The organism is Lentzea atacamensis, assembly GCF_003269295.1.
In the GTDB taxonomy this organism is placed as follows: domain Bacteria; phylum Actinomycetota; class Actinomycetes; order Mycobacteriales; family Pseudonocardiaceae; genus Lentzea; species Lentzea atacamensis.
In genome coordinates, this window is record NZ_QLTT01000013.1 from 44,246 (window position 1) to 70,943 (window position 26,698).

Annotated in this window: 30 protein-coding genes, 6 tRNA genes and 2 pseudogenes; 27 read left to right on the plus strand and 11 right to left on the minus strand. The window is 64.6% G+C overall.

Features of this window, described 5'->3' with window-relative positions; translation table 11 throughout:
* The first annotated feature begins 5 nt into the window (after nt 1-5).
* The 3 genes from cas8c to C8D87_RS40205 all read left to right on the plus strand — a co-directional run bounded on the left by cas8c (nt 6) and on the right by C8D87_RS40205 (nt 5,272).
* Nucleotides 6-1,919: a type I-C CRISPR-associated protein Cas8c/Csd1 gene (cas8c, locus tag C8D87_RS40190; RefSeq protein WP_170166756.1), complete on the plus strand. Its 1,914-nt coding sequence runs from the start codon at nt 6-8 to the stop codon at nt 1,917-1,919.
* A gap of 14 nt (nt 1,920-1,933) precedes the next feature.
* The gene (cas7c, locus tag C8D87_RS40195; RefSeq protein WP_112231458.1) at nt 1,934-2,812 is read left to right on the plus strand and encodes a type I-C CRISPR-associated protein Cas7/Csd2; all 879 of its coding nucleotides are present in this window, start codon (nt 1,934-1,936) and stop codon (nt 2,810-2,812) included.
* A 2,091-nt stretch (nt 2,813-4,903) separates the two neighbouring features.
* On the plus strand, nt 4,904-5,272 hold the full coding sequence (locus tag C8D87_RS40205; RefSeq protein ID WP_112231463.1) for a hypothetical protein: 369 nt from the start codon (nt 4,904-4,906) through the stop codon (nt 5,270-5,272).
* Nucleotides 5,273-5,863: 591 nt separating this feature from the next.
* Here the strand turns inward: C8D87_RS40205 and C8D87_RS48335 are convergent.
* Both C8D87_RS48335 and C8D87_RS40220 read right to left on the minus strand, forming a co-directional pair.
* Nucleotides 5,864-6,463: pseudogene (locus C8D87_RS48335) on the minus strand (site-specific integrase).
* On the minus strand, nt 6,397-6,975 hold the full coding sequence (locus C8D87_RS40220) for a tyrosine-type recombinase/integrase (protein WP_170166759.1): 579 nt from the start codon (nt 6,973-6,975) through the stop codon (nt 6,397-6,399). The pseudogene C8D87_RS48335 and the gene C8D87_RS40220 overlap by 67 nt, the downstream one beginning before the upstream one ends.
* A gap of 235 nt (nt 6,976-7,210) precedes the next feature.
* Here C8D87_RS40220 and C8D87_RS40225 point away from each other — a divergent pair, with 235 nt between their 5' ends.
* The 9 genes from C8D87_RS40225 (at nt 7,211) to C8D87_RS40260 (ending at nt 12,641) form a co-directional block, all read left to right on the plus strand.
* Complete coding sequence (locus C8D87_RS40225; protein WP_112231471.1) at nt 7,211-7,729, plus strand: WXG100 family type VII secretion target; 519 nt, start codon at nt 7,211-7,213, stop codon at nt 7,727-7,729.
* Nucleotides 7,726-8,520, plus strand: a complete 795-nt coding sequence (locus tag C8D87_RS40230) for a hypothetical protein (RefSeq protein WP_112231473.1) — start codon at nt 7,726-7,728, stop codon at nt 8,518-8,520. The genes C8D87_RS40225 and C8D87_RS40230 overlap by 4 nt, the downstream gene beginning before the upstream one ends.
* Nucleotides 8,520-9,935, plus strand: coding sequence for a lipase family protein (locus C8D87_RS40235; RefSeq protein WP_112231475.1), 1,416 nt, complete (start codon nt 8,520-8,522; stop codon nt 9,933-9,935). The genes C8D87_RS40230 and C8D87_RS40235 overlap by 1 nt, the downstream gene beginning before the upstream one ends.
* On the plus strand, nt 9,932-10,378 hold the full coding sequence (locus tag C8D87_RS40240; protein ID WP_086662367.1) for a hypothetical protein: 447 nt from the start codon (nt 9,932-9,934) through the stop codon (nt 10,376-10,378). Before C8D87_RS40235 ends, C8D87_RS40240 begins: the two co-directional genes overlap by 4 nt.
* Nucleotides 10,379-10,385: 7 nt before the next feature.
* The gene (locus C8D87_RS40245; RefSeq protein ID WP_112231477.1) at nt 10,386-10,787 is read left to right on the plus strand and encodes a YbaB/EbfC family nucleoid-associated protein; all 402 of its coding nucleotides are present in this window, start codon (nt 10,386-10,388) and stop codon (nt 10,785-10,787) included.
* Between the two features lie 204 nt (nt 10,788-10,991).
* Nucleotides 10,992-11,456 carry a hypothetical protein gene (locus tag C8D87_RS40250; RefSeq protein WP_146772018.1) on the plus strand — a complete coding sequence of 155 codons (465 nt, stop codon included), beginning with the start codon at nt 10,992-10,994 and terminating at the stop codon, nt 11,454-11,456.
* 113 nt (nt 11,457-11,569) lie between these two features.
* Nucleotides 11,570-11,710, plus strand: coding sequence for an integrase core domain-containing protein (locus C8D87_RS40255; protein ID WP_112231481.1), 141 nt, complete (start codon nt 11,570-11,572; stop codon nt 11,708-11,710).
* Between the two features lie 30 nt (nt 11,711-11,740).
* Entirely contained in the window at nt 11,741-11,875 is a 135-nt protein-coding gene (locus C8D87_RS48780) for a hypothetical protein (protein ID WP_267899924.1), read from the plus strand.
* Nucleotides 11,876-12,050: 175 nt separating this feature from the next.
* A complete protein-coding gene (locus C8D87_RS40260; protein ID WP_112231483.1) occupies nt 12,051-12,641 on the plus strand; it encodes a hypothetical protein in 591 nt (196 codons plus the stop codon).
* A gap of 117 nt (nt 12,642-12,758) precedes the next feature.
* Here the strand turns inward: C8D87_RS40260 and C8D87_RS40265 are convergent, their stop codons facing one another.
* Nucleotides 12,759-13,220, minus strand: coding sequence for a hypothetical protein (locus tag C8D87_RS40265; RefSeq protein WP_170166760.1), 462 nt, complete (start codon nt 13,218-13,220; stop codon nt 12,759-12,761).
* A gap of 2,013 nt (nt 13,221-15,233) precedes the next feature.
* On the opposite strand from C8D87_RS40265, the gene C8D87_RS40270 reads away from it, so the two are divergent.
* Nucleotides 15,234-15,560, plus strand: coding sequence for a hypothetical protein (locus tag C8D87_RS40270; RefSeq protein WP_146772020.1), 327 nt, complete (start codon nt 15,234-15,236; stop codon nt 15,558-15,560).
* Between the two features lie 106 nt (nt 15,561-15,666).
* Here C8D87_RS40270 and C8D87_RS40275 read toward each other — a convergent pair whose 3' ends face one another.
* Nucleotides 15,667-16,137, minus strand: a complete 471-nt coding sequence (locus C8D87_RS40275) for an NUDIX domain-containing protein (RefSeq protein WP_112231489.1) — start codon at nt 16,135-16,137, stop codon at nt 15,667-15,669.
* A gap of 64 nt (nt 16,138-16,201) precedes the next feature.
* Here C8D87_RS40275 and C8D87_RS46525 point away from each other — a divergent pair, with 64 nt between their 5' ends.
* The 3 genes from C8D87_RS46525 to C8D87_RS40290 all read left to right on the plus strand — a co-directional run bounded on the left by C8D87_RS46525 (nt 16,202) and on the right by C8D87_RS40290 (nt 18,064).
* On the plus strand, nt 16,202-16,447 hold the full coding sequence (locus C8D87_RS46525) for a hypothetical protein (RefSeq protein ID WP_170166761.1): 246 nt from the start codon (nt 16,202-16,204) through the stop codon (nt 16,445-16,447).
* A 10-nt stretch (nt 16,448-16,457) separates the two neighbouring features.
* On the plus strand, nt 16,458-16,862 hold the full coding sequence (locus tag C8D87_RS40285; protein ID WP_170166762.1) for a site-specific integrase: 405 nt from the start codon (nt 16,458-16,460) through the stop codon (nt 16,860-16,862).
* Between the two features lie 611 nt (nt 16,863-17,473).
* Nucleotides 17,474-18,064, plus strand: coding sequence for a dihydrofolate reductase family protein (locus C8D87_RS40290; protein WP_112231493.1), 591 nt, complete (start codon nt 17,474-17,476; stop codon nt 18,062-18,064).
* 340 nt (nt 18,065-18,404) lie between these two features.
* Here the strand turns inward: C8D87_RS40290 and C8D87_RS40295 are convergent, their stop codons facing one another.
* Nucleotides 18,405-19,223, minus strand: coding sequence for an SAM-dependent methyltransferase (locus C8D87_RS40295; protein WP_170154989.1), 819 nt, complete (start codon nt 19,221-19,223; stop codon nt 18,405-18,407).
* A gap of 212 nt (nt 19,224-19,435) precedes the next feature.
* Here C8D87_RS40295 and C8D87_RS40300 point away from each other — a divergent pair, with 212 nt between their 5' ends.
* From C8D87_RS40300 to C8D87_RS40320, 5 genes and pseudogenes are all read left to right on the plus strand, one after another.
* Complete coding sequence (locus C8D87_RS40300) at nt 19,436-20,320, plus strand: helix-turn-helix domain-containing protein (RefSeq protein WP_109637743.1); 885 nt, start codon at nt 19,436-19,438, stop codon at nt 20,318-20,320.
* Between the two features lie 120 nt (nt 20,321-20,440).
* Nucleotides 20,441-20,680, plus strand: coding sequence for a DUF397 domain-containing protein (locus tag C8D87_RS40305; protein WP_109637744.1), 240 nt, complete (start codon nt 20,441-20,443; stop codon nt 20,678-20,680).
* Nucleotides 20,664-20,969, plus strand: a complete 306-nt coding sequence (locus C8D87_RS40310; RefSeq protein ID WP_109637745.1) for a hypothetical protein — start codon at nt 20,664-20,666, stop codon at nt 20,967-20,969. Before C8D87_RS40305 ends, C8D87_RS40310 begins: the two co-directional genes overlap by 17 nt.
* 274 nt (nt 20,970-21,243) lie before the next feature.
* Nucleotides 21,244-21,438 (plus strand): annotated as a pseudogene (locus C8D87_RS40315) (transposase); the annotation flags it as partial.
* A 32-nt stretch (nt 21,439-21,470) separates the two neighbouring features.
* Nucleotides 21,471-22,070 carry a tyrosine-type recombinase/integrase gene (locus C8D87_RS40320; RefSeq protein WP_112231497.1) on the plus strand — a complete coding sequence of 200 codons (600 nt, stop codon included), beginning with the start codon at nt 21,471-21,473 and terminating at the stop codon, nt 22,068-22,070.
* A gap of 153 nt (nt 22,071-22,223) precedes the next feature.
* On the opposite strand, the gene C8D87_RS40325 is transcribed toward C8D87_RS40320, so the two are convergent.
* The 4 genes from C8D87_RS40325 to C8D87_RS40340 form a co-directional block, all read right to left on the minus strand.
* Nucleotides 22,224-22,295, minus strand: a tRNA-Val gene (locus C8D87_RS40325).
* Nucleotides 22,296-22,346: 51 nt separating this feature from the next.
* On the minus strand, nt 22,347-22,769 hold the full coding sequence (locus C8D87_RS40330; protein WP_112231498.1) for a TIGR02611 family protein: 423 nt from the start codon (nt 22,767-22,769) through the stop codon (nt 22,347-22,349).
* A gap of 22 nt (nt 22,770-22,791) precedes the next feature.
* The gene (locus C8D87_RS40335; protein ID WP_112231500.1) at nt 22,792-23,574 is read right to left on the minus strand and encodes an anti-sigma factor; all 783 of its coding nucleotides are present in this window, start codon (nt 23,572-23,574) and stop codon (nt 22,792-22,794) included.
* Nucleotides 23,571-24,191, minus strand: a complete 621-nt coding sequence (locus tag C8D87_RS40340; RefSeq protein ID WP_233439609.1) for an RNA polymerase sigma factor — start codon at nt 24,189-24,191, stop codon at nt 23,571-23,573. Before C8D87_RS40340 ends, C8D87_RS40335 begins: the two co-directional genes overlap by 4 nt.
* A gap of 255 nt (nt 24,192-24,446) precedes the next feature.
* Between C8D87_RS40340 and C8D87_RS40345 the strand changes: the two genes are divergently transcribed.
* The 6 genes from C8D87_RS40345 to C8D87_RS40370 all read left to right on the plus strand — a co-directional run bounded on the left by C8D87_RS40345 (nt 24,447) and on the right by C8D87_RS40370 (nt 25,602).
* Nucleotides 24,447-24,872 carry an SsgA family sporulation/cell division regulator gene (locus C8D87_RS40345; protein WP_030466274.1) on the plus strand — a complete coding sequence of 142 codons (426 nt, stop codon included), beginning with the start codon at nt 24,447-24,449 and terminating at the stop codon, nt 24,870-24,872.
* Nucleotides 24,873-24,979: 107 nt separating this feature from the next.
* Nucleotides 24,980-25,052: transfer RNA gene (locus tag C8D87_RS40350), tRNA-Gly, on the plus strand.
* Between the two features lie 41 nt (nt 25,053-25,093).
* Nucleotides 25,094-25,165, plus strand: a tRNA-Cys gene (locus tag C8D87_RS40355).
* Nucleotide 25,166: 1 nt separating this feature from the next.
* Nucleotides 25,167-25,238, plus strand: a tRNA-Val gene (locus C8D87_RS40360).
* 218 nt (nt 25,239-25,456) lie between these two features.
* Nucleotides 25,457-25,529, plus strand: a tRNA-Gly gene (locus tag C8D87_RS40365).
* Nucleotide 25,530: 1 nt separating this feature from the next.
* Nucleotides 25,531-25,602, plus strand: a tRNA-Val gene (locus C8D87_RS40370).
* Between the two features lie 75 nt (nt 25,603-25,677).
* Here C8D87_RS40370 and C8D87_RS40375 read toward each other — a convergent pair.
* Nucleotides 25,678-26,094, minus strand: coding sequence for a PPOX class F420-dependent oxidoreductase (locus tag C8D87_RS40375; RefSeq protein WP_112231725.1), 417 nt, complete (start codon nt 26,092-26,094; stop codon nt 25,678-25,680).
* A 44-nt stretch (nt 26,095-26,138) separates the two neighbouring features.
* A complete protein-coding gene (locus tag C8D87_RS40380; RefSeq protein WP_112231502.1) occupies nt 26,139-26,642 on the minus strand; it encodes a hypothetical protein in 504 nt (167 codons plus the stop codon).
* Between the last annotated feature and the right edge of the window lie 56 nt (nt 26,643-26,698).

Consider the following 26,698-nt stretch of genomic DNA (forward strand, 5'->3'; position numbering starts at 1 on the left):
GTCGCTTGCGCGAGTTCGCGGACACCAGTGATGCCACTCCGCCGATGTTCTACACGTGGAGGAACATCCGCTGGATGCTCGAGCTGAACGCCGACGGTACACCAGCCGGTGAGCTCGTGGACCTGGCCGTGCCGGACGAGCAGGCGCGGCGTAACGGTCGCCGTGAACTGGTGCCGAACCTGCAACGGTCCGGCACGAAACCTCAGCCGATGCTGGGCTGCGACGACGTGAAGAACGCCCTCGGCTGGACCGACACGCCCCGCGCCGGGCAATCCGTTGCGGCCAAGGACCTTGCGCGAGCGCAGCGCTGCCACGACGACTTCGTCGCCATGGTCGAGGACTGGGCGCATGCGGAGCAGAACGACCGCGGCGCACAGGCCCTCCACGCATTCCTTCTCAGCGGCGAGCCCGACAAGATGAGCCGACCCCCCAAGTACGCGTCCAGCGATCTGGTCGCCTTCCGGGTCGACGGCGAGTTCGTGCACCTCTCACCCGGCGCGCAGCATTACTGGGCCCAGATAGCACTGCAGCGCAAGACCAGCGGTGCCAACGGCCTCTGTCTAGTCTGCGCCCAGCATGCTCAGTTGATCGACACGTTTCCGCAGCAGGTCACCGCCGGCCTGATACCGGCCATCGGCGTTGACCCGGATAACCGCAGCAAGAACAAGCCACAACCCAACCCGGTCACGCCCACGAGCATCAACAAGGAGTCGATGGGCTTCGAGCTGACCACCCAGCTCACACACTCACCTATCTGCGTGCACTGCGCCGAGGGGAGCGTCGCCGCTCTCGACCTGCTGCTCCGCGGTCGTGATCACAGCCGCCGTATCGGTGACACCGCGCTCGCCTGGTGGCTGCTCAACAGCGAACCCGGTGACATCGCACCGATCCAGCTCGTGTTCGAGCCGGACAACGCCGCGATTGACGCCCTGCTGGCCGACGTTCCCAACGCCCAGGCCCCGGAGCCCAGGCAACTGGTCAAGGCCGCGGGAACGATCATCGACAGCCCGCGGAGCGGCCGGCCTCCAGGCGAAGTCGACACCCGCGTGTTCTGCGCGGCGGCCCTGTCGGCGAACAAGACACGACTGATCCTGCGTGACTGGATCGACGTGCCACTCCCCGCCGCACAACAAGCTGTTGTGAAATGGTTCAAGCACTTGAGCGTGCAGGATCCGACCACCGGTTCGATCCGCAGATTCTCGCTATACCGGCTGGTGCTGGCCTGCGGCCGGTGGAGCCGCCAGACCAACAGCTATCTGCCCATGGGCGAACCGGCTGCAGACCGTCCACTGTGGGCACAACGTGACCTGCTGACCGCCGCCCTGCACGCGGGTCCACTACCGCCCAGCCTCGGGCAACACCTGCTCCGACGGCTACGCGCCGACCGCCGCCTCGACGGCCAGCGGCACGCACTACTCAAACTCCTGCTCGCCCGTACCTTCCATCCCGACAGGGAGATCCAGGTGACGCTCGACGACACCGACAACACCCCGGCGTACCTTTCCGGGCGCCTGTTCGCGGTTCTGGAGTCCCTCCAGTACACCGCCACCAGGCTCGACAACAAGGCCAAGAAGCTCAACTCGACGCTCGCGGACCGCTACCTCTCCGCGGCGTCTACGAGCCCTGCGCGGGTGATGCCGGAACTGCTCCGCGGTTCGCAGGCACACCTGAAGAAACTCCGCAGCCGCAACCGTGACGGTCTCGCGACCCACTACGTCAAGCAACGCGATGAGCTGAGCGGCCGCATCAAACCCGTGCCCATGGCACTCGGCCTGGCCGAGCAGTGCGCGTGGTTCAACGGCTATGCCGACCAGCGCAACCACTTCTTCGTCGCCGCAGTGGCGCGGGGACAACAGCAAGAGCCGGACAGCGAAGTACCGGAACTCCCCGACAACCCGACTGACACCACCAGCAACTGACCCGAGAGGCAACCGTGAGCAAGCACCACCTCGACCCGACTCGCCGCCACGACGCCGTGCTGCTGTTCGACGTCATCGACGGCAACCCCAATGGCGACCCCGACGCCGGCAATCAGCCCCGCACGGACATCGAGACCGGCTCCGGTCTCGTCACGGACGTCTGCCTCAAGCGCAAGATCCGCGACCAGATCCCTCTGCTGCACCCAGGCAAGCCGCGTTACAAGATCTTCGTCGAAGCTGACGTCGCGCTCAACGCCAACATCAAGCGCGCCTTCGAAGGCACTGGCACACCGCTGACGAAGAAGACCAGCCCGCAACAGCGCGGCGACGTCCAGCAGTGGCTGTGCAACGAGTTCTTCGACATCCGCATGTTCGGTGGTGTGGTCGGCACCGGTGACGGCAACGCCGGACGAATCCGGGGACCGCTGCAGCTGACGTTCTCGCGTAGCGTCAGCCCTGTCCTGACCCAGGCTCACTCGATCACGCGAGTCACCCAGACCACCGAGAAAGACATTGAAAGCGGTGAGTCCACCGAGATGGGCTCCAAGTGGACCGTCCACTACGGACTCTATCGAGCCTACATCCACTACAGCGCTTCGCGAGGCGTACAGACCGGCGTCACCGAGCAGGACCTCGAGACCCTGTGGAAGACACTGGAGAACCTCTTCGAGCACGACCGTGCCAGCGGCCGTGGCGAGATGGACGTCAAGGGTCTGTACGTCTTCAGCCACGACGACGCTTACGGCCGTGCGCGTGCCAGCGAGCTCTTCTCGCGCGTGAACGTTTCTCTGCTCGAAGGGGTGTCAGCGCCTCGTTCGATCGGCGATTACAAAGTGGACGTTGCCGACGACGCCTTGCCGAAGGGAGTCACATTGACCTCAGTGGTGAGCTGACGCACGTTGGCTTGTCGGAAGTATTGGGATCTTTGCAGGCAACGAAGCCCTTGACGACACTGTGATGGGGGGAGCGTCCAGCGCTGAGCGTTTGCGATCAGCGAGGATCGCAACAACAACGAGGCGTACAAGCTGCAGCTGAAGGCCGGGCGGCAGCGCAGGTTCCGCGCTCGGCGAGGATCGCAACTATTGCTGCGAGGAAACGAGGTACAAGGTTGGTCATACAGTGCCGGGTGTCCACGCCCAGCGAGGATCGCAACATGCTTCGGCTACCCATGCAGCTGCGCAAGCGCTGGAAGCGCTGGGTGTCCGCATCCCAACGAGAATCGCAACGCCCAGCACGGCGGCACAGTCAGCTGGGCCGCACGAAGCGCTGTGCGTCGGCGTCCAGCGAGGATCGCAACCACCACGAGGTCGGCACCGATCACTACTTGTCGTCGAAGCGCTGGTCGTGCACGCCCAGCGAGGATCGCAACCCCAACATCCAGGCCGCCCTCAAGACCAATCAGATCAGAGGCGCTGGGCGTCCGCGCTCAGCGATTCGCAACCACGTAGTCATGATCGCGAGCGCCTGGGTGATCAGAGGCAGCGTCGGGCATCTCCGTGCTCGGCGAGGATCGCAATGTCATCGTCGACCTGGACGCGGAAGAGGTGTTGATGCAGCGCCGCGCGTTTCGCGCATGGCGAGGATCGCAACAAGACCGGCGACGAGGCCGAGATCGGTCGATGCGAGGGAAGCGCGGCGCTACTCAGCCCAATGAGGAACGCAACTTGTGCGTGGTGCCGTCCAAGAACCGGAAGAGGAGTAGCACTGGACGTCCGTACTTAGTGGGGATTGCAACGAGCAGTAGCCTCCCAACCTGGTGCCCGAGGATCTGGGAAGCGCTGGACTTCCGTGTCCAGCGAAGATCGTAACTGCCATGCCGGCTACGACCGGCCGTCGGCTTTTAGAAGCGCTGGGCGTCCGCGCGCCCAGCAAGGATCGCAACAACAAGCCACTCAACGACTGTGGCGGGTTCGACGCCGAAGCGCTGGGCTTGAGCGCTAACTGGCCGCGCCCGTATTGTGTGGCGGACAGCGCTGGGCGACCGCGCTCGGCGACGATCGCAACGTCGGCCTGATCGTGTGGTCCGGCGGCCGCTTGGTCGAGCAGCGCTGGGCGTTTGCGCTCAGCGAGGATCGCAACATGGTGCTGACCGCCACGCTGGTGACGGTCTCGGGCAGCACTGGGCGTCCGCCCCAGCGAGGATCGCAACGTCATCGGTACCGTCCTTAACGACGGTTTCTTCGGCAGCGCTGGACGTCCGCGCTCAGTGAGAATAGCAACCTCGGCCCGTCTTCCTACGCGTTGCGCCGCCTTCTCGTAGCGCTCGGCGTTCGCGCTCAGCGAGGATTGCAGCAACCTGGTGGGCCGCAACGCCTCGAAGGCGCTGTTGAAAGTGTTGGGCGTTGGCGTTCGGCGGGGATCGCAATTTCAGCCAGTGCGCCGGGTTGTCCGTGTCAGTGGACGCAGCGCTGAGCGTCCGCGCTTGACAAGGATCGCAACAACCGCGGAGACGTGCACGGTGAGGCGACGAACCCGCGGCGCTGGGGTGTTCCGTGCTCAGCTTGGATCGCAACATCGCCGAACTCGACGCCGCTAACGGCTGCCAGTGGGCAGCGCTGGGCCCCGCGCTCAGCGAGGATCGCAACTTGAACGAGGACCGGGAGCCGTTCGAGCTGGACGGCGATCGCGGTGTTCTGTGCGGTGTGGCTGCGGTGATCGGTGCTCGGCGAGGAGCGCAAGACGGCAGTGAGGCTATGAACAGCCAAAACGCATCTGTATGCAGCGCTGAGCGTCCGCACCCAGCGAGGATCGCAACCGCTACCTGATGCTGATCACCGTGACGGCACCGAGGTAGCGCTGGGCGTCCGAGCTCAGCGAGGATCGCAACACCGCCGGATGGCAGGCCTCGGGCTTCACCTTGTCGGAGCGCTAGGCGTCCGCGCTCAGCGAAGATCGCAACATGATCGGAATGTCGCGGTAGATCGGGATATGCAGGGCAGCGCTGGGCGCTCGCGCTCAGCGAGGATCACAATACCGAGGACGCCGTGCGTGCCCGCACGAAGACCGTGCAGCGCTGGGCGTCCGCGCTCAGTGAGGATCGCAACCGAGACGATCGGTGGTACGGCACCTCCTATGGCGACGTGCAGCGTTGGGCGTTCGCGCTCAGAGAGGACTGCAATATGGCCTACATGGCCACCAACGGTGAGCTGGTGGAGCAGCGCTGGGCGCTCGCGTTCAGCGACGCTCGCAGTCGGTGTGGTGGCCGAGCGCATGCGCTCAGCGAGGATCGCAACAACACCATCGACTCGGATGGGGACGTTACGCTCCCTAGGCAGCGCTGCGCGTCTGAGCTCAGCGAGGATCGCAACTGGGCGGTGAGGATGCCGTTGGTGAGGCCGGCCGCGCAGCGCTGAGCGTCCGCGCGCAGCGAGGATCGCAACCCGTGGGACTACGTCATCGACCGGGCGCGGACAATCGCAGCGCTGGGCGTCTGCGCTCGGCGAGGATCGCAACGGATTGCCGCCGGACTCGCGGATGATCAGCGTGAGGCAGCGCTGGACGTCGGCGCTCAGCGAGGATCGCAACCCGTCCACGGTGGTCGACTGGCTCGACTCCTACGACGCAGCGCGGGGCGTCTGAGCTCAGTGAGGATCGCAGTCGCATGCTCGGGCCATATGAGATCGACCGTAGCTGGCGGCGCTGTGTGTCCACGTCGGCGAGGATCGCGACACCAGCGTTGGCGTCTGCATAGTGCTGATCGGCCTGAAGGAGTGGATCTTGGGAGGCTGTGCAATAGGCGGTTACGTACATACCCGTTCGTCAAGTACGCCGAACTGCGTTCAACGTACCTGTTTACGCAGGTCAGCGGCTCGTGAACCCGTCTGGGGGTCAAGGGGTCGCAGGTTCAAATCCTGTCGTCCCGACGGCCAATGACCAGCGGGTTTACCTTTCGAGGTAGACCCGCTGGTGTCATTTTGCCCGATTGTGGTCGCAACGTGGTCGCGCTATGCCGCTTCGGCTTCCTTCAACGCCGTCTCGATCGCTTTCACCGCATCGAGTGCGACGTGGCGGAGCAGGTGGCCGTAGATCTCCGTTGTCGTCGACAAGGTCGAGTGGCGCAGTGTCTTGGACGCCATGGCCAGCGGAACTTGCGAGCTGAGCATCGTGGTCGCGGCGAAATGCCGCAGGTCATGGACGCGGATCTTGGGTAGTCCGGCCTGCCCAGTGAGCTTGTGGAACCGATGTAGGACGTATTCAGGCCGCAGTGGGTGTCCGCCGCGTCGGGTGAGCACCAGCGCGCGGTCGGGTTGGCGCTCGGCTTGGTTCTAAAGCGCACTGGTGACCCGGTTGGAGAGTCCGACCCAGGCGAGGCTGCTTTTGGTCTTGGGGGTCGTGAAGATCGGCGTGGAGTTGTTGATGTTGGACAAGGTCTGGCGCACGAACAGCACGTGTTCGTCGAGGTGGACATCGGCCCAGTGCAGTGCGAGCGCCTCGCCTTTGCGCATGCCGGTGCCGATGATCAATTCGAAGAGGTTGGTCAACGGTTCGTTGTGATGGGCGCAGTGTTTGAGAAATAGTGCTGCCTCGGCTGGTGACCAGCACACCGGCTCGTACTTCGTTGGTCGGGTGACGGAGACGTATCTGGCCGCGTTGTAGGGCAAGCGGTGTGCCGCACGGCGTCACCGAGTGCGCTGGACAACGTTGCGAGGCAACGACGCAGCGTTGTGTGTCCGCGGCCGGCCTCCAGTTGGTTGCGGACATAGAGAACGACGTGTTGGTGGGAGAGATCTTCGAGTCTGATCAATCCGATGTGCGGGATCAGGTCTTTGTGGACGTATGCGTGGTAGTTCGCCATTGTGGTCGGCTTGAGCGTCGATGCCTTGGTGCGCTCGTACTTGAGCACCTTGCTCAGCGCGACTTGAGCGTCTGCCTTGGTCGCGAAGCCACTGCGGCGTCGTGTTCGACGCTTCCTGTCGAGCGTCGGTAGATCGACGGCGTAGGTCCAGGCTCCGTGCTTGCGGTTGGTCAGTTTCGGGCAACGGGCGCCAAGCTGGCGACCGTCGGCGCTGCGGCAAGCACAACGGCGGTAGACGCGACCGCGGTTCGGATTCTTCATGACGAGTTCCTCCGGTTCCCTGCTCATCTGCTCCTGGTGAGCAGCGCAAGACCGGAGCATGTGCCGGATGCGACCACCGTGCGACCACAGGTTGCGTCGTTGCTGGTCAGGCTGATGTCACTTGTGACCATGACAACCAAATGTGCTCGCTGAGTAGAAGCACGCATCTTCGGGCGAAGAGCGAGTGCATCCACCCCCTGTCATGATTTGCTCGCTGTGAGTGAGGGATGGAGATATGTACGGGAACCCGGACGAGCTGGACCGGATCGCGGGCGAGATCGAGAAACGCGCTGGCGGTGTTCGTGATCGTGCCAAGAAGCTTGACGACGACGCGCGGAAGATGGAGTGGCACTCGGTCGCGGCCGAGCGCTGTCGGGAGACGGTCGGTGGTGACCGGCGGCAGCTGGAGAAGGCCGCGGACGGATTGACCGAGGCGGCCGCGCTGCTGCGGCGGCATGCGCAGGAGGTCCGTGAGCTGATCGCGATGATCAAGAAGGTCTCCGAGGCCGTGGTGGGCTGGTTTACCAGCGCTATCGACAGGTTCAACCGCGCGGTCGACGCCTTCAACCAGGCGGTTCGGGATATCGCGAATGGTGTCGCGGATGCGCTGGGGTTCGGCGGTGGTCAGCCGCCGTCGCCTCCGCAGCCGCCGTGGACGGGCTGGAAGTGGGGTCCGGACAATCTGCCGCCCGCGGGTGACAAGGCGTGGCTTGAGGTCGGCGAGTATCTGCGCGGGCAGGGGGTGCCCGCGTGACCCCGGCACCGCACCGGTTGATGTTGACCGCCGGTGAGTTCGCGTATCTGGTCGAACGCGCAGGTGTCGAACTGCCGCCGGGCTGGATGCCGTCCGTTGACATCGGCCCGGCCGAATCCGGGCTGATCAAGAAGCGTGTGGTCGACGGGGTGGGCGGCGAGGTGCATCGGTCGGTGATCAAGAACCTGGAGATCCTGGCGTTGCCGATGGTCATGCTGGACACGGTCGCGGAGATTGACGGCGAGGGGCTGCACAGCGTGCACGCGATCTCCGGTCCGTTGGGTGCGTCGTTGTTCGAGCTGGGTGACGGCGCGGTGGAGATGTCGATGTTCGCGTCGGCGGATCTGGGCAAGGAGCTGATCCGGGCCGTTCCACCGGAGAGTCAGGACACCGACGCTGGGATCGAGTCGCGCCTGGGCGGAGGCGGGCCGGAGAAGACTCCGTTGCGTGGCCGGTTGCCGCTGGCTGCGTTGCAGGAGATGGGCGCCGCCCGGTTGTTTCGGGATGCCGACCCCGGTGGTCCAGCCGCCGTGGTGGCGAGGTTGAAACTGTCCGGCGGCGAGGCGGCGCTCGCTCAGCAGGTGGCGGCCGAGACGGACGGGGCGTTGCGGTGTCTCGTCATCGGCCGCAACGGGATGACGTCTCAGGTCAGCTGGGTGCACACCGATGGTGGCTGGAGCGGCCTCGAACCCGAACCGGACGGCTCCGGCCGTCGGATGGTGCGGTTGGAACCGGCTGCTCGTGAGGATCTGGGCACGTGGGTCGCCCCGGCAGTGGCAGGAGCGCTGTAATGCCTGAGGACATGACGGTCGGGATTGCTCCGGTTTCCGGTATCGAAGTCAGCGGTGGCGCCGGCGGGTTCCGGGCCAAGGGCGAGGACCTCGTGGCGATGAGTGCCCTCACTGACGAGGTTGCCGGTGACATGGTCAAGACCGCGTTGGCCGGGCACAAGTTCCTCGCTGAGCCCGACGTGCTTGCCTCAGCTCTGCTGAATCCGTCCGGCGTGGTGAAGTTCGAGGCGGCCATGGCCATGGCGCTCGACGGCCCCAACGGTCTCACAGCCACCTCCGCGGCCATCAGCTTGCGCGGGGACGCTCTGCGCGCCACGAAACTGGCGTACGAGGCCGCGGACGAGCTCGCGGCGAGAGGACTCGACGCATCCCGTTGGATGGCGGGTCTGGCGGTCGCATCTGCACCAGGTGGTGTTGTCGCCGCTGGACTCGCAGCAGGTACAGCCATCGCCGCAGATGTGTACGCCAACTACGACGGTGACTGGAACAAGTGGTTGGCCGACCACCCCGGCATGGTCGACACGTTGATCGGCATGTCACCCGGCATGCTGTCGTCGCTCGGCGTGCCTGTCGACCTGGCCACCACGTTGGACCTGCTGGCCGCGACGTACGCGGACGGCACGGCGGTCGTTACCTCTTTCGATCCTCTGCCGGACACCGGCCCGCATAGCTTGCGCGACATCATGCTGGGCCTCGATGAACGCAACAGGCCACGTGACGACGGCGACCAGAGCAATATCGATGTGCGGGTCATCAAGGACGCCAGCGGCAAGGTGACGGGCTATGTGGTGGACATTCCCGGCACCAAGGACTGGAACGCACCGTGGGATCCCAAGAGCGCCAACGACTCCGGTGTCAACATCGACGCGATGGCGGGCAACCGAACCGTGCTGCAGCAAGGCATCGAGAAGGCACTGCATGAGGCCGGTGCACAGGGCACCGGTGTCCCGGTGATGCTGGTCGGCCACAGCCAGGGCGGCATCGTGGCCGCCCAGTCGACCAACGACCTCGTCTCGGGTGGGTACAACGTGACGCACGTGATCACCGCCGGTTCCCCGGTGGGCCGGATCGACATTCCCGACAATGTGCAGATGCTGTCGCTGGAGAACAAGGGCGACATCGTTCCGCACCTCGATGCCACCGACAACCCGAACACCGCTAACCGCACGACGGTCACCTTCGAGAACCAGACCGGAAACTTCGGCGACAACCACAGCATTGGCGGTTACCGGTACGACGAGAATGATCTGAACAAGCCTCGAGTCGATCAGAACTACGTCGCCGTGGCCAAACAGCTGGACGAGGGATCGGATCCATCGGTGCGGCGGTTCATTGACAGCACTGGCGCATTCACTCAAGGTAGCGATGAGTCGCAGTTGCTGCGTTATCGAGTGGCGAGGGAGGGCGTGAAATGAGTGCGGCCACGAGGGCGGCGGCTCTGGTCGTGCTCCTGGTCGGGCTGCTGACCGGGTGCAACAGCGTCGTGCAGTACTACGAGGACGTCGACGACCTCGGCAAGAAGATCGTGGCGGACTGGAAGGAGTTGCCCGAAGTCACCGACGCCAGTTACCGCTACCAGCATGGCATCGACTCGGGGCAGCAGCTGGACTTCGAGGTTGTCATCCGTGCGGAGTCGGTCTCGGACGAGCTCATCGACAAGCTGAAGGACATCGGGAGCCGCGACTACTGGCAGAGCACGGCCTACGACCGCGGCAGCATGCCCTTGCGGTTCGCCGCTTATTCCTCTGACAACCCTCCGCCGACTCAATCAGGGCCTGATACGGCGATACACCGTGCCGGGCTCGGCGTTTCCAAGGAAGTCGGATTGGAGAAGTACGGGCCGAGGCCGACGAGGTGAGGGGACGATGACTCCGGACGAATGGCTGGCTGACTTCGAGGCCAAGACCGCGGAACTGCAGCGCAACGCGGTCGCGTTCCGTCGCAACCTGGAGGCGGCGGGGCAGACGGTCACTTCCGAGGACAAGGCGTTGACCGTGACGGTGGCGCCGAACGGTGCGCTGCTCGACCTCAAGATCGCACATAACCCGGACCTCGCCATGAGGCTCATGGAGTTGGTGCGGCAGGCAAGGGAAGGTGCTGCGGCCAACGTGCTCGGCGAGTTCCGGAACGCGGTCGGCGGACAGGCAGGACAGCTCGACACCGATGTGTCGGTGCCGGCGTTCGGTACTCCTGAACCGCGGAAGCCTATGCCGAGGCCGGTCGAGGACGACGACTTCAGTGACAACTCGATCTACCGGCGACCGTAACGATTGCGTGGCGGGCGTCCCAGTACCACCGCGAACCGCATGACGGTCACCTTCGGACCAGAGTCGATCAGAGTCACGCTGCGGACGCGGGACAGTTCGATCAGAGTTGGCTCCGTCTGCCTGTAGGTGCCGCGACCACACAGCGCTGTTGCTCAAGGCAATCGGGGTCGACGCCGACCTGTCACGTGAAACGGGAGGAGTGGAGTGAGCGCGATAAGACGTGTGGCCGGTGTGGTGGGCCTGGTTGTCATGCTGGTTGGGCTGCTGTCCGGGTGCAACGCGTTCGTGCAGTACTACGAGGATGTGGACGAGCTCTGCAAGAAGATCGTGGCGGACTGGAAGGCGCAGGCTGAGGTAGTCGACGCGAGTTACGTCTACGTGCACGGCATCGACTCGGGACAGCAGATCGATCTCGATGTCATCGTCCGTGCGGAGTCATTCACGGCCGAGGTCTGGGAGAGGCTGGAGGACATCGCGAACCGCGACTACTGGATGAGCACGGCGTACGACCGGGAGGACCGTATGTCATTTCAGTACGTCGTCTACTCCTCAGACAACCCGCCGGCAAAGGGTGAAGTGGGAGTGTCCAAGTCGATCGGCCAGGGCGATATTGGCGTGTCGCCGAAAGTCGGGTTGGAGAAGTACGGGCCGAGACCGACGACGAAGTGAGCGGACGGTAATCCCAGTCGAATGGTTGGTCGATTGAAAAGCCAAGACTGAGGAACTGCAGCGCAAAGCCGTCACCATTCGAAACGCGGTCGGCCGGCTGGTACCGGGCTTGGATGCGAGACGCCTCGGTGCCCACGCCCGGCAAGATCGAGCGGTTTCACGGCACGTTCCGCCGCGAACTGCTCGACGATCATGAGCAGTTCGCCTCGCTCGTTCACGCCCAGGCGGCGATCGACACCTGGATCACCGAATAAAACATCGACCGGCCCCGTCAGTCGCTGGACATGCGCATTCCGATCGACCGGTTCACTCCCGCGCCGGCCGACGAGAATCTGCCGCTGGTGCTGCCCACGGAACTCGATCTCATCGACGGCCAGGACGAACCCGAGCCGGAGGTCGAGGAAGCTCGGATGCGTTGAACCTGTTGCGGCTCAAAGAGATGGGGCCGTCCCCGCAGGCTGCGCCGATCACGGTCGAGCTGGACAAGGCCGTCCCGCCTCGGGCAACCTGCAAGTCAAAGGCCAGCAGGTCTGGCTCGGCCCAGACCGCGCCGGGGCACCGATCGTCCTGCGGATCTGCACCACCTACCTGCGGGTGTTCCTGGCCGGCGTCCTGATCAAGACCGTCGGCTCGAAGCTGGCGGCCTCGGACTTGCACGCGCTCGTGCACACCCAGCACGCCCGCGTCATCGCCACCGACCCGCCTGCTGAGCTGCCGGTCAGCCCGGTGATCGAGGTCGAGCGGACCGTCAACGCCGCAGGCTGCGCCGGCCTGGCGAACAAGGCGGTCAGCGTCGGGTTCCCGCTGGCCGGACGGCGCGCCATCCTGCGCTTCGACACCGGCCTGATGGCAGTGCTCGGCCCGACCGACCGAACCTTGCTCCGGTCAGTCCCGAGCCCGCTCACAACCAGGTCCGTCGCCTATCTCCGCAGCGCCCGACCAGCCGGTCCGCCACCCGTCCCACCAGCGGCAACACCGGTCACGGTTGAGCGGATCGTCTCCAGCAGCGGCGGCATCATGGTCGCCCGCCAACGCGTCCAGGTCGGCCGCAACCACGCCCGGAAGGTCCTGGCGGTGACGATCGACGAGACCACCATCCGGGTCCACGACGGCCCACACCTACTGGTCACAGCACCCCGCACGACCACCCTCGTCGTCACGCACAAGCGCGCACAGCACCACTAGATTGGCCAGGTCCGACGTCAAGGATCAGGTGAAGCCGAATCGTCAACCATCACCTGAAGCCCGACAAGCTCAAGCGCCGATCTTTACATCATGCGGAGGTGCCGACGGGCGTGACCACTAGCTCGAGACGTGACAGGCTCCGCCCTCGGAGCGGATCAGGCCGGGCGATTGTGAAACGAGTCTGGTGCCGCTGCACAGGTTGGTCTCCACCCGCCGGTCGCTGGAATCGCCGAACGCGAAGATCAGATACTGGGCACCCTTGGTCAGCTCGATGCCACACATGGCGCTTTGAACGGTGGTGATGACGTTCACATGCCGCAGAACTCCCCCCTTGTGCACCTCGTGGACGCGCACCGCATAGCGATGCAGATCGTCGAACGGATCGGCCTTGTGGCCACGCTCGACCGTCTTCTGGCGAACCGTTCCGGTGAACACATGATCCGCGCGCTGGTACTGTTCCGCTTCACTTTCGATCGCGCACGAACACGCGCTGGCCGGGCTGACGAACACGCCGACAAGTAGAGCCGCGGTCAGGACACCGACCGACGCAACATTTCCGAGCAAACGCAGACGTACCATTTCGTCTCCCTTGCACAGCCTGAGTTGGCCGGACCGCCCCAGCCAGAGCGTAAGCACCCTGTGCATCACTCAGCCAGAGCTCCGCTGAAGTACACCGAGTCGAGTGAATGGTGATCTTGTTCGTCCAGGTGGCGGTCGGCTGGACAAAACGAGCAAGGCCCATAGCCGCGTTCACGCTGGTCGAGGGTCTCTCCTTGCATTGGTCAAGCTTGGTGTCCCCGACAGGATTCGAACCTGTGCACCCGCTTCCGGAGGACAGTGCATCAAGCTCGATGGTGTGCCGCTGACGTGCGGAAACACGTACGTCGAATTCGGTTGAAGACAACTTTGGCGTACATTTGGCGGGCTCAGGTTGCGATGTCGGTATCGGTGGCTGGACGCGACGCGCCGTGATGGACTGGTCGTCCAGCCAGCGTCGACAAGCGAGGTGCCCCGCAAGTGGAGGCGTGGCACAACGTTGGCTAGAGGTCGGTCACTGAAGGCTCTCCTGCGTAAAGCGCCTTCCCGGATGGCTCTTGAGTCGCTTGAACCCGGCTACCGTTTCGGGTACAGCAGCCGTCGCACGAAGCCGGTCACGACGCTGGCAATTGGTCCAGTGGCCTGTATCGGTGTGTTTCAGCTACGTCTTAACCAGCTGACGGAGCTCGGCCGCCGGAGGGGCGACCGGGACGCTGCGCGCCCCTACCGCCCCCGGACGTGCGCTCATGACGAGGGAGGAGAGAGCTGGCTTTGCAAAGCCCTTCCACGTCTGGAGCTCGGCGACTGCCCTCGCGATCATCTGGTCGCTCTTGTACGGAAGATCGATATGTCAAGCCGGTGCAGTTGGTAAGCTCCCGTTGTCACGGCTTGTAGTGCAAAGCATGGCGCGAGCGATGCGGTGAGAACGATCTCTGCATCGCCCGTAGTCCGCATTTCGTCGGTACTGAAGTCGATGGATGTGGCCGTGAGCCAGAACGCGGCATACTGATCCGGAAGCGAGTCCGTGAAGTCCCGGTATTTTCGGTAGCCAATTTTGTGTGAGTTCAGTGATATTGGGCTTGCAAGGAACTTGTAGGTTTCCACCTTTTCTTCGTACGTGGTTGACCTTGTTTTTGTGGTAGATCGCTTCGATTCCTGCCCGTTTTAGGGCCGTGAGGGTCCGGTCGGTCGTCTTTTGACCCGTTGTTCCACCGAAGAGTCGAAGTGCTTCGCGAGCTTTGCCTGCTCCTGGAGCGCTTCCAGCTGGCTGGCTGCCCCTCGGAGGGCTAGTTCCATGGCGGATACGCTGGGTCTGTCAGGTATCTCGCCCGCATCGCGCTTTCAATCGTTACTCTGGCGAGTGGGGGTGGGGACCAATGTGGCAGCGGCGGGAGTGTTATTAACTTGCGGATCGACCTGGCGTGATCTATAAGCGATTATGGTGAAGAGTGGCGGTGGCTAGCGACCTTCTGAATATTTTGCGAAGCTGGTAAGGATGATCGCTTGGTTGTGCGTCTGTCTCTTTTGTGATCCATGACGGAATGAGGGGACTGCTCTAGTCAAAGATTTCCTCTAGATGCTGAGTGGACTGCTGTATGTGCCAATTGATGAGTTCACTTGAACTGTTAACTAAGCCGACAGGTACTCCAGAGCGCGTGAGCTGTGGTCCGTTCGATGTGCTCACGTTTGCTCCCCTTGGTTGTAGGCGCACCAAGTATCGGGCGCTTGGCTGGGGCGTACTGCCATTGCGCCGGCTGCCGGGGCTGACACCGTCCGCTGGACGGGTCAGGGTGGCGGAGCCGGGGCCTGACCCTTGCCGAGCAGGTTCAAGCGCAGCGGCGCGAGCGCGCGAGTGTTCCAACGTTCAACTTGCTGGCCAGGGCAAAGCTTGTGTCGGCCTACGTTTCAGGGTCCAACGTCAAGTCGGGCGCGGCATCCTCACGGCGTCGCTCGGGCCGTGCAGGTCGCGTCCTGCGGCTGATCACCTGCTCGACGATTCGCCTCGGGACGAAGGTTGACCATGGTTCGAACGTGTGTGCGAATATGGGTATGCGCATGACGTTGGAGCAGGAGCGGAACTACGAGCGCCAGGTTGACCAACTGCGCGCGCTGGTCAACGGGATGCCGCGGTTCGAGCTGCAGGAGATCGACGGACGTCCGGTTGTGGTGGACAGTCGTCTGGGTGATGAAGGGGTGCAGATCCGGATCGAGGGGTCTGGCCAGCTTGAGGCGTGCCGATACCTGGTGCACATCAACTACTACGCCCTGATCAAGCTGCTCGGCCTGCTCGACTCAGTGCGGGGAACCAAGGCCCATGGTCACGCAGCCTGTTTCCTGGACGCGCTCAGGCTCGATGAGGCTCTGGGTATCTCGGAGCGCTGACCGCGACCGTGTAGACGCTGAGTGACGCGACACGAACGACTTGGCCGACCGCCTCGCTTTGTGAAGGTGGCATGTCAGAACCGTGCTGCCGACGCAGATGAGTGCTTCAGCGAACGGCGCAACGGTGTCCGTGCTCGAGGTATATGGCATGACCGTCTCGATGAGCTGTGAGTGCTTGTTCGAGTCGTCGGGCGAGTCGCGGGATCACGTAGTTCGCGATGCGACCGGCCGGCACCCACTCCCAGCGGTCCAGTTCGGTTGAGTCGAGGGTGATGCGCTGCTCGTCGTCCCCAAGGTCACCGCAGTCGAACAGCCAAAGCACCTTGTCGCCTTCGGCATCGTTCGGTGCCCAGTCCACCGCGATGAGGCGCTGCGGCTGCCGGTTTAGGCCGAGTTCTTCCGCGAGCTCGCGTTGGCACGCGGCGGCCGGCGACTCGCCGATGTCCACGTACCCACCAGGGATGTCCCAACCGTTGCTGTAGATCTTGTGGACCAGCAGCACGCGGTCTTGATCGTCAACGAACAGTGCCCCGGCAGCCATCCGGGGTGCCGCAAAGCGGTCGGAGTCGGCACCCATGCGCCTGAGCCTACGGGCGTGGCAATCATCCAACGCGAAGGCGCTGAGCGAGTCCGGAGAGTGCGTGGCCCGGGTTTCCTCGCTGCTGACGCATCCACGTGAGGATGAGCTGTCGCCCGAGGTAATGGTGTCGAACCTGTTCAGGTGCGCGCTGCTCGGCATCGAGCACGAGGGACAACGCTTCGTCGGTCCGATTCCACGCGCTCAACGCTCGTGCTGTCTCCAGCGAGTGTCGAACCTGGCGTTCGACCGGCAGGCCCGACGTGTCGACCTCAGGGCCAAGGTCGACGGCGACCTGAACATCACCTAGCTCCATCGCCGTGGCGACGCGGTGGATGGCCACGTTCGTCGGCCCGAACGCCGTCCACATGTGGTTTCCGTCGGTGCCTTGTCGGGCGGCGGCTTCGACCGCGGAAACCAAGACGTTCCTGGTGTCCGCTCGTGAGGACGACGACCCGTTCTACTCGGCCTACGTCCTGGTGATCGCGATGGCGATGTGGAAGGGCGAAGTGCTGGGCTTGCCCACCGACGCCTCCGACGAGGTCGAGCAGGTTCTCGACATCGGCTACCAGCTGCAGAGGGTCGGCGGTCGCCTCCTGCACCGCGAGACCAAGACGGCCACCTCCGACGACGTACTGCCCATCCCATTGGAGATCTACACCGAGGTCTCCGGCGAAGAGACGAGGAAGGCACTTCAGCAGCTGAGCGAGAGCCTCAACATCTGACTCGCTGCTGTACTTCGCTGCTTGCATCAATGTCAAAGGCCTGGAACCAGATTCGGTTCCAGGCCTTTGACCTGCAATGGGCGATACTGGGATCGAACCAGTGACCTCTTCGGTGTGAACTATGGCAACAAGACTGCACTGACCTGCGGAAACGAGACGTCTGCAGGTTGGCGAGGGCCGGTTAAGGTCCATTGAGGACCGTTTCAGCGCGCTCAACGCGTGGAGTTGCTCCCAATCTGCTCCCACTCCGTGCTCCCAAGGCTCATCGGCTCTGTCTCGGCTGAGGCCGGAGTGCACGGTCGGCGGCATGAGCTGACGTGGACGTGTGGCGGTCCACCCGCTGATCGGGCCATAGCCCCGTGCTGGATGTCGTGCAGCGGTGCGCGCGCTTTGACCGGTGAGGTCGTTGTGGACGGTGGTGTGCCGACGCAACCTGATCAAGGGGCTTGGCCATCTGTGGGAGGGGGATCTCGCACCTCGTGTCGAATCCGGCGCCGCGCGATCGACGTACGGGCAAGAGCGGCGGACGGTCAACGGATCGGATTTGTCCAGTGGCCCAGACGCCACACCGGCGGCACCGCCACCGACCAGCCAGAGGAAGGAAATCGAAGATGGGTAGGACACCACTGCGGTTGTACATGTCCATGTCGGTCGACGGGTACATCGCCGGACCGGACGACCGGCCGGGCCAGGAACTCGGCCGCAACGGAGGGCGGCTGTTCAATTGGCTCGACGACCGGATGTCCGAGGGCATCAACGGGCAGGTGTACGCCGAGGCCCTGGCAACCGGTGCCGTGATATCCGGACGCCGCACGTTCGAGCTGGCTGGTCGTTGGCAAGGCGACCACCACGACGGAGTGCCGATCCACGTGCTCACACACCACGTCGACCCGGCCGACGAGCCTCCGGGTAGCGCGAAGTACTACACCGACGTCAACGCGTGTGCCGCTGAGGCCCGAGAAGCAGCGGGAGATCGAGTCGTGCTGGTCCACGGCGCGAGTGCGGCGCAGGCGTTGCTGGCAGCCGGCCAGCTCGACGAACTCGAACTGCACGTTGTTCCCGTACTGCTGGGCGACGGACGGCGGCTGTTCGCGCCGACGGGACTCGACCACATCGAACTGGAGCTCGTCCGCCGGCTCGAAGGCCGCGACGCCACACATCTGCGTTACCGCGTAGTCCATCAAGACGGGAAACAGCCATGATCGTCGCATTGCTGGCACTCGATGCGCTCGACATCAGCGGTTTCGCGAAATGGCCGCACTGTTCGCGGGCGACCGACGCTTGCTGACGGCATGAGCGCGCGATCGCAACCGGCCGTCCGGCAACCGCAGCGGCTCAGACCCCAGCCGGTCGACCAGCTTGCGGTAGGCGACCTTCGGGGCCACCGACATCGAACGCACTCCTGGGTGGTCTTGCGCCAGTCGAGGAACCGGTTCGCGGCCTGGTCGAACGCGACGGTCTGCCGCCTCGACCGCGCTGGCCTTTGCCTGTCGGCGTGCTCAGCGTGCTGCCTGCGGCGCACACGATCCGGTCTTGTCGAGGTCAGGGCTTGCGACCCACAGCGCCTGCGATGCAGTAGGACACGGGAGGAAGTGGCGTGATGCGCGGACCGTCCGGCCACCAGTCCGCGCACAGCGACAGACCGGGATCGACCAGTTCGAGTCCGGCCATCATGCCCTCGATCTCGTCGCGGGTGCGGAAACGCCCGGTGCCCATCGGGCTGTGCAGGAACGTGTCCTCCATGCGACGGGCGAGATCGCTGTGCTCCTCGGTCTGCGGATCGAGGAAGTGGCTGAGCGCCACGTAGGAGCCGGAGGGCAGCGCGTCGATGTACTCGCGCATGATCTCCTGCGGGCTGATCTCACCGTCGTAGTGGTGCAGAGTCCCGAGCTGAAAGAACGCGATCGGCTCGGAAAAGTCGATGTGCTTGCGCACGACCGGGTCCTCAAGGATTTCCTTGGGGTGGAAGATGTTCGCAGCCGAGAAGTGCGTCTGGTCGTTCTCCTCAAGCAATGCCCGGCCGTGCGCGAGCACCACCGGGTCGTTGTCCACGTACACCACGCGCGCTTCCGGCTGAATCCGTTGCGCCACCTGGTGGGTGTTCTCCGCCGTGGGCAGACCCGATCCGCAGTCCAGGTACTGGGTGATGCCGGTCTGGCTCGCGATGAAGCGGGTGGCGCGGATCAGGAAGTTGCGGTTGTCGAACGCCAGGGTCTGTGCTTCCGGCGCGACCTGCTGAACCCGCCGCAGGACCTCACGGTCAATCTCGTAGTTGTCCTTGCCGTTGAGGAAGGCGTCGTAAACCCGGGCGATGCTCGCCTTGGTCGTATCGATGTAGACGGGCACATCGGTGTCGGGCATCACGAACCTCACAATCGTAGACATGGCAGGGCGTTCTGTGTATCAGATCACACCGCGGCGAGCGTCTGCTCATGGGCCGAATGCGTGAACGTGACCCCGGTGCACGTACAGTGATCAACCTTGCGCTGATGGATCTGCAGCAACCGCCTTTCGAGTGGATTGTTCTGTCAGTACTGGCGCGCGTGAGGTCAGAACGCTAAGGAGGAGCCCTGATGGCGACTGCTGACTCCAACTCCTCGGCGAACGTCCGGCCTGGTGGTCCGACGGCGCTGCGGATCGTGCTCGGCGCTCAGTTGCGCAGGCTGCGCGAGACCGCGGACATCTCGCGCAGTGAAGCGGGCTTCGCCATCCGCGGGTCCGAGTCGAAGATCAGCAGGCTGGAGCTCGGCCGCGTCGGTCTGAAGGATCGCGACGTCGCCGACCTGCTCACCATGTACGGGGTGACCGACCAGGCGGATCGGGACATGTTCCTTGAGATGGTCGCCCGCTCGAACCAGCCGGGCTGGTGGCATCGCTACACCGACCTGATGCCGGACTGGTTCCACGACTACGTCGGTCTGGAAGAAGCCGCGTCGAGAATTCTCACGTACGAGCTGCAGTTCGTGCCCGGTTTGTTGCAGACCGAGGACTACGCCAGGGCGATCGCGAGCCACGGCCGCCCTGAACTCGCGGACAAAGCGGTCGAACAGCGCGTTGCCCTGCGCATGCACAGGCAGAAGATCCTGGCTCGGCCGGGCGCGCCTCGCCTGTGGGCGGTGATCGACGAGTCGGTGCTGTACCGGCCGATCGGCGGCGTGGCGGTGTTGCGAGGTCAGCTTGAGCACCTGCTCGCCGTCACCAAGCAGAGGCACATCACCCTGCAGGTTCTGCCGTACGCCCTGAGCGGCTACGCGGCCGAGAGCTCGTTCGCCATGCTGCGGTTCGAGGAGCCGGAACTGCCGGACATCGTTTACATCGAGCACGGCGGCGGCGCCCTGTATCTCGACCGGAGCAAGGAGCTTGAGCTGTACGGCCGAATGTTCGACCGGCTGACCATCGATGCCCACACACCGGACCGCACGCGCCAGGTGCTGACCAAGCGTCTCGCTGAGCTGTAGCTTCGCTGCCCACTGATCGCGTGCATCTGCACGTGCATTTACCCGTGCGAGTGCATCTGCTACTGTGCGTGCACAGTCAAATGCACGTGCAGATGCACCGACCTGGGGAGGTGGTGGGCTATGAGAGATGCGATCCACAACGGGATGCCAGCTGTCCTTCTGACTGAGGCTGCGTGGCGGAAAAGCAGGCACAGCGGCGCGACCGGCAACTGCATGGAGCTCGCCCGGCTCGACGGCGGCCACATCGCCGTGCGGAACTCCCGCTTCCCGGAAGATCCCGCGCTGGTGCTCACTCGCGCCGAGGTCGCGGCCTTCCTGGCGGGTGCGAAGGAAGGCGAGTTCGATGACTTCGTCGCATGACGCCATAGCGAGCACCACGGTCCGGCTCAATGCGCTGATCCTGCGTGGCTTCAAGTTTCTCTACCCGCGTAACCACAGAGGTGAGCTCGCCGCCGTGGTGGGTGTCCGCGCTCATGGCAACGTCATCGACATCGTCCGCCTGCATGACGAGAACAACGCGATCGCGACGCGGATGTTTGCGGACGAGATCAACGCCCTGGTACCGAGGCGGTACTCGTGGCAGCGCACCGGCCCCGCCTGCCGCGTGATCGAGGAACTGCTGGAACTGCCCGACGACCGCATCGCCTGACTCCCGAACCGCCGTCAGGTGTTCAGCGACGGGAGACCAGATACCCAGCAGCATTGCGGGCAGCACCAGGACGACACCCACTACCGGCTTGGTCGCGTTGGCGAGCGGGTCTGCTGCACGAGTAGGTGACAGTGGTGACCTGCCCCACCGGAAGGGTTCCAGTGGTCGTGGCTAACTAGCAGCGGTGATGGTCTCGCGGTCAGAGTGACCTGTCCTACTGGACGGGTTCCAGAGTTGGTGGCTAACTGGCGGCCTGTTCGAGAGGCTGTGCACTGTGCCCCGTCCGTACCCCGCTGAGTTCCGAGCGCGCGCCGTCGCGTTGGTCCGAGCTGGCAAAGAGCAGAAGCAGACCGCGGTGGACCTGGGTATCCATCCGGTGACGTTGTCGAAGCGGGTCAAGCAGGACCGGATTGATCGCGGCGAGATTCCTGGCACTCCGAGCAGAGAGTCCGTCGAGCTGCGCGCCGCTCCGCCCGAACGCCCACACGCCAGCCCGACGAGGTGGACGCGATCGCGGGCCGGATGCGGCCAGACGACGGGCTGCTGACGATCACCGCCGCCTACACGGGCATGCGGTGGGGTGAGTTGGCCGGGTTGCAGTGGGTCAGGACCTACCTGGACGACAATCCGCGCATCGCGGTCGACCCGGAGTTCGGTGCGCTGCACGAGGTTCGCGGGCAGAAGCTGGTGCTCGGTCCGCCGAAGACTCCCGCCAGCGCCCGCGGCATCCACCTGCCGCCCTTTCTTGTGCAGGAGTTGCTCGCGCACCGCGAGCGCAACCCTGACTGCCGATTCGTGTTCCCCGGTGCGCGGGGTGCGTTGCGGCGGCGGTCCAACTTCCGCCAACGCGTCTGGGTGCCGGCTCTCGCGGGCAACGAGGCGCTCGGCTGGGCTCCGCTCAAGGTGGGCATGCACTTTCATGATCTACGCCACACGCACGAGACCTGGCTCATCGAGGACGGTGTGCCGCGCGTGCTGCGGTTCGAGCGGTTGGGGCACAAGCGCAGGGATGTCCACGACAACTACTCGCACGTGACCGAGGCCATGATCGGCAGGATGCTGGAGCAACTGCAGCGCCGCTGGGAATTGGACGGCGGCTAGAGCTGGATCATGGAAGGCATGCCGGAAGCGGTGTGAGCGCTTAGGTATCGCGAATGTGTTCTCCGAGCCGTGCTCCCAAATTGCTCCCACGACAACGCAAACGGCCCGCCGATGAAATCATCGACAGGCCGTCTGACTAGGTAAAACACACTGTGGGCGATACTGGGATCGAACCAGTGACCTCTTCGGTGTGAACGAAGCGCTCTCCCGCTGAGCTAAACGCCCGTGTTCTGTTGCTGTCCCGCTCTCGCGGTGTGGCCATAGCCTACAACATCATCAACGAGAACCAAAAATCGGGCTCTGCAACCAGCTCCACTCCAGGCCGAACCAGCCGCCGACCAGCGCGAACACGTTGAGGAAGTAGCAGGTGACGAGCACGATGGCGCAGACGCCGGCCATCACGAGGCCGCGGACCCAGGACGGCTGGCGCTTGAGCCACTCGGCCCAGCGGTCGTAGTAGCGCTTGGCGAACTTGAGGACGCGGCCCGCCCACTCGAACTCCGTCGAGAGGATGGCCAGGCCCGCGAAGACCACCAGCCATCCCGGGCCGGGGTACGGGATCATGATGACGCCCGCGACCAGCACCAGGCCGCCGATCACGCCCACGCCGATGCGGTAGGCGAGGTTCAGCGCCGGGTTGCGGCGGAACCAGTGGCGCCAGCCCTTGTGCTCGTCGGGCTTCACGTCGGGCTTCGTCATGTGCCGATCATCCTGTTGGGGCTCAGGCGGGTGCAACCTGGCCTCCCGCCAGCACCTGCGAGGGTTCCGCAGGGGGTTGGCGGCCGGGTTCGAGCGACACCGCGAACGTCGTGTGTTTGTGTGCGTCGGCCGACCAGCTCAGCAGCTGTGGGTCGGTCGAGCCCGCGCGCACGTCGAACACCGCCAACGGTACCGGCGCTTTCGTGCTCGCACCCCAAACCACGTAGACGTGACCTGAGTCGTTCGGTTCGAGGTTCAGCGGTATCACGGCGCCCGAGGTCGGGTTCGACAGGATGATCGCAGCCTCGTCCTCGGAGTTCGTGCGCAGGATCGCCCTGTTCGTGGCCGGGTCGGCGGCCAGGGACAGTGCCTTGCTCAGCTCGTTCGTGCGGGCCTGGGAAGCCGCTACCTCGCCCGACAGTTCGTTGACGCGGACACCCAGGTAGCCGCCGCCGGCCAGAACGGCAAGAGCTGCTGCCGCGGCCAGCACCGCGCGGCCGGTGCGGCGGCGGTGTTGCGGGCGCAGAGGGGTTGGGGCCGCGTGGCGCGGGCGGTGCGGGGCGAGCACTTCCTGCGGGATGTGCTCGATCTGTTCCATCAGCCTCGCGCGCAGGCGGGGCGGTGGCTGCTCCTGGCGGACCGAGCCGCCGATGCCCGCCATGACCTCCTGGGTCGACCTCACCGTGCGCTGGCAGGCGGGGCAGGTCGGCAGGTGGTCGCGGACCACTGATTCTTCGTCCGGCTCCAAGGAGTGCATCGCCCAGCCGACGGCGAGCTCCTCGTGAGGGCACAACTCGCCGTTCACCGGTTCGCTCCTGTCGTCTCGCCGGTCTCGCCGGCCCACAAGTTCCCCAACGTGCCTCTCAGGCGTCTGATCGCCGCGAACGTGCGCGATTTCACAGTGCCCAGCGGGACGCCTGTCAGCTTCGCGACTTCGCACTGGGTGTAGCCGCCGAGATAGGCCAGCGCGATGACTTGGCGCTGCTCTTCCGGCAACGTACGCAGTGCCGCCCTGACCTCGGCGCTCACCACGCTCACCAACGCTTCGTGGTCGGAGCCCTGCGCCGGTGGTGAGACGTCGTCGGTGAGGGGAACAGTCCGGCGACGCTGTGTGTTCTCCTTACGGACGGCGTCCACCGCGCGGTGGTGCACCAAAGTCATCAGCCAGGTGCCGAAACTTCCGCGCGTGGGGTCGAACCTGGTGGGATGCCGCCAGAGCCCGAGGAAGGCCTCCTGGACGACGTCCTCGGCCAGTTCGGGGTCTACGCAGATGCGTTTGGCCAGCGAATATGCTGGTGTGCCGTACCTGTCGTACAGCGCACCGAACGCTGACCGATCGCCCTGTGCGAGCCTTTGTACAAGCTCGAAATCGGTCGGCCGGCCGTCGCGTGACGCGGCGGATGGGCCGGGCGAGTCAGCCACCAGAGATGTCCTCACGTCCAACATTCGCGCAACAGCCGGTACCGGGTTCAGGTTAGACCCAGCAAGATGGGGGTCGCTGAACGCGGGCTAACGAGCGAGGAGGCACGGAGCGCGTGCAAACGGTCGCTGTGCGCAGTGAAGCTGACCCGATGGGGTGATCTGCGTCCGAACCGCGAGCGTTCCTCGCCACATGCACGTCACAACTAAGGTGCTCGGTCGTTTCATTGACCGGGAAGGGAGAAGAGGGTAACGACGATGCGCAACGACCACGTGACGCTCCGCTCGACAGCGGTCTTCGACCTGCTGGCGCCGAGGACACCTGCGGTCCCGGTCCAGGTGGAGCTTCGATACGACACGAAGGACCCGTACGCGGTCGTGGCCGCGTTCCGCACCGGCCGTGCCGGTTGGGTCGAGTGGGTGTTCGCCCGCGATCTGCTCGCCGACGGCCTCATCGCCGACGCCGGTGACGGTGACGTCCGGATCCGCCCCGCCGCCGACGACCCCGAGGTCGTCGTGATCGAGCTGAGCTCTCCCTCCGGGCACGCCATGTTCGAGGCCTCCGCGCAGGAACTCGCCGACTTCCTCGACCGGACCTACGACGTCGTCGTGCCGGGCAACGAGCACCTGTGGGTCAACGTCGACGAGGCGCTCACGCACCTCATCTCGAACGACCTGAGCTGAATCATCCGAGGTAGGGGGCCCGTGAAGGCGGTGCGGGTACCCCCGGTGAAACCCGCTTGAACCCCTCGTATAAGGTTTGTTTCAACATCACGAAGTCAGTGATGAACGCGGATGTAGCGCAGTTGGTAGCGCATCACCTTGCCAAGGTGAGGGTCGCGAGTTCGAGTCTCGTCATCCGCTCTGTGGTTCCTCAGCAGGAGTCTGCTGTGGAGTCATGATCCGGCGGAGTGGCCGAGTGGCTTAGGCAAGGGCCTGCAAAGCCCTGTACACGGGTTCGATTCCCGTCTCCGCCTCGGACGATTAGCTCAGCGGGAGAGCACTACCTTGACACGGTAGGGGTCACTGGTTCAATCCCAGTATCGTCCACTCTGGATCAAAGCCGGAAGCTCGCGGGCTTCCGGCTTTTCCTGTCTTCAGGCCCGCATGATCTTGCAGGCTCCTGCGGTGCCGTGCGGTGTGGAGATCGCCAGGACACTCGGTGACGCCCGTGTGGACGATGTGAACCACCCAAGATCAGCCGATTTGGAAGTTGCGGGGAGCGTCGGATAAAGTTCATCCCGCACCACGGGAAACCGGGGAGCAACGCGGATGTAGCGCAGTTGGTAGCGCATCACCTTGCCAAGGTGAGGGTCGCGAGTTCGAGTCTCGTCATCCGCTCGGACGATTAGCTCAGCGGGAGAGCACTACCTTGACACGGTAGGGGTCACTGGTTCAATCCCAGTATCGTCCACTCAGCGGAAAAGCCCTCGATCCTGATGGATCGAGGGCTTTTTGCCGTCCCACCCGGCGCGAATGCCTGAATCAATCACGAATTCCGCCAAACGATTCGGCGCGGTTCGTACCAGGACTCGCCCGCCGGCTCGCCCGCCATGTTCCACGCCCACGCCTCGGTCGGCGTGATGCGGCAGTAGATGCCGGGGCCGACCAGTCCGACGCGTTCCACCGGGTCGTCGGCTACGCCGTAGACGCGGATCGCGCGTGCGATGAACGGGTCGAACGACACCAGGTCGTCGATCACCAGCGACACCTTGCGGCGGCCCGCTGTGATGTTGCGGAACTTGCGGGTCTGCAGGACCTGGGTGCCGACGCCGCCGACCCAGAAACTGGTGCCGTCGTACTCGAAGGACAGCGGGACGACGTCGGGCTGGTCGTCCCCGTTGAGGGTGGCCAGGCGGGCCAGGGGCTGGGAGCGCAGGTAGGCGGTCTCTTCGTCGGTGAACATGCCCTTCATACGAACACGAAGGCGCTGTTTCGACAGGCCGTGTCCTATGCGGCGGGCGGAGGTCCGGCGGGCCAGCCAGGGTACGGCTGCTGCTGGGCCTTGCGGCGGCGCGAGCGGCGCATCAGCACCACGATGAGGATGATCAGGCCGATGATGAACAGCAGGAACACCACCGCGCCGACGATCAGCCACGTGAAGAGGGACTTCATCACGTCGGTGTCGTCGTCGGGCTTCACGGTGACCTGGCGTTCGCCGAACGCTTCGCGCAGCCCGGCCTCGGAGTAGACCTTCTGGGTGCCGTTGAGGGTGATCGACAGCTGGTCGACGTGCTCCGGATAGGTGTCCCAGACGATCTCCGCCACCTGGTCCGGGTCGCAGCCGGACGCGGTGATCTCCAGCAGGTCGGTGCCGTTGTTGGAGCGGTGGTACAGCGAGACGTTCTGGTAGCCGGCGTCCTGGACGCGGGTCTGCAGCGCCGCCAGGTCGGCGATCGCGGCGCAGCCCGCGAGCGTGGCGCACAGCAGGACGAGCAGGGCGAGACGTCTCATGTCTCAGGAGGTTAGGGCCGAGCGACGTCCTACGCCTGGGAAACGGTGTGAGTCAC